The following is a 2,142-nucleotide window of genomic DNA, read 5'->3' on the forward strand; positions in this document are numbered from 1 at the left end:
GCCCACCGCCGGCCGGCGGCGTCTCGGCGCCCGCCGGGTCGTCGTCGGCGACCGGGGTGTCGAGGACCTCGGCGATCCGGCCGGCCGCCACGGTGGCCTGGCCGCGCGCGGAGAGCAGGTCGACCGCGATCGTGACGGCCAGCGTCAGGGTGGTCATCCACGAGGTGAAGGCGACCAGGCCGCCGATGGTGAGATCTCCGCGCAACGCGGCGGCGCCGCCGATGGCGAGGCCAGCGGCGATCGCGAGGCGGGGGATGGCCGGCGGGACGGCCGACCAGGACGCCGAGATGCGCGCGACGGTCATCGTGTGCTCGGTGACGACGGCGCTGCGCTCGTGATGACGGCGGACCAGCATGGCCTCACCGCCGAGGCCGCGCACCGCGGCGCTGGCGGAGAGCAGGTCGTCCACGGCGTCGGCGCGGGCGCCGAAGGCGTCCGACAGGCGCGTGTTCGCCGCGTCGAACCGGCCGGGGAAGTACGCGTTGGCGAGCACCACCAGCGGGATCGTGATCAGGGCGACGACCAGGAGCAGCGGGTCGAGTACCGCGAACGCCGGCAGTACGACGACGACGGTGACGACGATCCGGACCCAGATGGCGAGGCTCTGCACCCACAGCCGGACGAGGTCGACGTCGCGGGTGGCCCGCATCGCCAGGTCACCGTGCCCGTAGCGGGCCAGCGCGGGACGGTCGAAGGCGGCGACCCGCTCGACGATGGACGCGCGCAGATCGTGGGCGACGCGGGCGGCGGCCCGCCCGGTCCACCGCAGCCCGCCGACGCCCCCCAGCATGAACCCGACGGCGACCAGCGCGGTCGGAACGGCCCAGGTGACGGTGCCCGAGAGCGAATGCTCGGTGATGCCGCGGTCCAGGGCCCGCTGCACGCACCAGGGCAACGCGAGCATCGCGGCCTGCTGGAGGACCGTGGCGAACCCGCCGAGGACGAGGTCGCCGCGCCGGGGGCGCAGCCGCGCCCACAGCAGGCGGCTACTGCGCGAGCCGTTCACGAAGCACCGTCCTTACCGGTCACGGCGCGACGTCCGTGAGTGCCAGGGACTGTTCCCGTTCCCGCGCCTGGGGCGGTGACCAGCGCGGGATGACCAGGGGTGTGCCGGACTCCGGGTCAGTGATCACCCGGCAGGCCAGTCCGAAGACCTCCTCGACCAGCTCCGCGGTGACGATCTCGCCGGGCGGGCCCTGCGCGACGACGCGTCCCTCCCGCATCGCCACCAGGTGCCCGGCGTACCGGCTGGCCTGGTTGAGATCGTGCAGCACAGCCACCAGCGTGTGGCCACCGTCGGCGAGCAGCCCCGCGCACAGATCGAGCACCTCGACCTGATGGGCGATGTCGAGGAAGGTCGTCGGCTCGTCGAGCAGCAGGATCGGCGTCCGCTGGGCGAGCACCATCGCCAGCCACACGCGCTGGCGCTGCCCGCCGGAGAGCTCGTCGACCAGGCGGTCGGCAAGGTCCGCGACGCCGGTGCGCGCCATCACCTCGCCGACGACCTCCTCGTCGGAGCGCGACCACTGGCGCAGCAGCCGCTGGTGCGGGTAGCGGCCCCGGGCGACCAGGTCCGCGACGGTAACGCCGGCCGGCGCGATCGCCGACTGGGCCAGCAGGCCGAGCCGGCGGGCGACCTCCTTCGTCGGGTAGGACGAGATCAGCTCGCCGTCGAGGTACACCGCGCCGGACTTCGGCCGCAGCAGCCGGACCAGCGCGCGCAGCAGGGTGGACTTGCCGCAGGCGTTCGGGCCGACGATGACCGTGAACGCGCCGTCCGGGATGTCGATCCCCAGCCCGCTGGCCACCACCCGCCGGTCATAGGCCAGCGTCAGATCCCGCGCGCTCAACCGCGTCATGTGGCACCTCCATCCATCGGCTGCTCCCGCGGAACTGTTGCCTCCATCAGGTCTGCCGCCATCAGGTCTGCCGCCATCAGGTCTGCCGCCATCAGGTCTGCCGCCATCAGGTCCGCCGCCATCAGGTCCGCCGCCGCTGACGCACCAGCAGAACAGCGAGGTAGAGCCCGCCGACGGCGCTGGTCGCGACACCGACCGGCAGCTGGGTGGGGGCGAACAGGCGCTGCGCCGCCAGGTCGCCGACGGCAACCAGCGCGGCGCCGGCGAGCGCGGTGGGCACCAG

Annotated in this window: 4 protein-coding genes; all 4 read right to left on the reverse strand. The window is 73.9% G+C overall.

What is annotated here, in order from left to right:
• Positions 1-1,006: ABC transporter transmembrane domain-containing protein (locus MXD58_RS29870; protein WP_250611489.1), on the reverse strand; the 1,006-nt coding region annotated here is incomplete at its 3' end.
• Positions 1,007-1,025: 19 nt separating this feature from the next.
• Positions 1,026-1,859: an ABC transporter ATP-binding protein gene (locus tag MXD58_RS29875; protein WP_248840581.1), complete on the reverse strand. Its 834-nt coding sequence runs from the start codon at positions 1,857-1,859 to the stop codon at positions 1,026-1,028.
• Positions 1,856-1,981 (reverse strand): hypothetical protein, encoded by a 126-nt coding sequence (locus MXD58_RS30510; RefSeq protein WP_284679024.1) that lies wholly within the window; start codon positions 1,979-1,981, stop codon positions 1,856-1,858. Before MXD58_RS30510 ends, MXD58_RS29875 begins: the two co-directional genes overlap by 4 nt.
• Complete coding sequence (locus MXD58_RS29880) at positions 1,981-2,139, reverse strand: iron chelate uptake ABC transporter family permease subunit (protein ID WP_250611491.1); 159 nt, start codon at positions 2,137-2,139, stop codon at positions 1,981-1,983. Before MXD58_RS29880 ends, MXD58_RS30510 begins: the two co-directional genes overlap by 1 nt.
• Positions 2,140-2,142: the final 3 nt, after the last annotated feature.

The sequence above is a fragment of the Frankia sp. AgKG'84/4 genome, assembly GCF_023242965.2.
Lineage (GTDB): Bacteria > Actinomycetota > Actinomycetes > Frankiales > Frankiaceae > Frankia.

What these genes read in the sequence shown, in the direction of transcription:
- MXD58_RS29875 (WP_248840581.1), bottom strand. Translation starts at nt 1,859, where the DNA reads ATGACGCGGTTGAGCGCGCGGGATCTGACGCTGGCCTATGACCGGCGG.
- MXD58_RS30510 (WP_284679024.1), bottom strand. Translation starts at nt 1,981, where the DNA reads ATGGCGGCGGACCTGATGGCGGCAGACCTGATGGCGGCAGACCTGATG.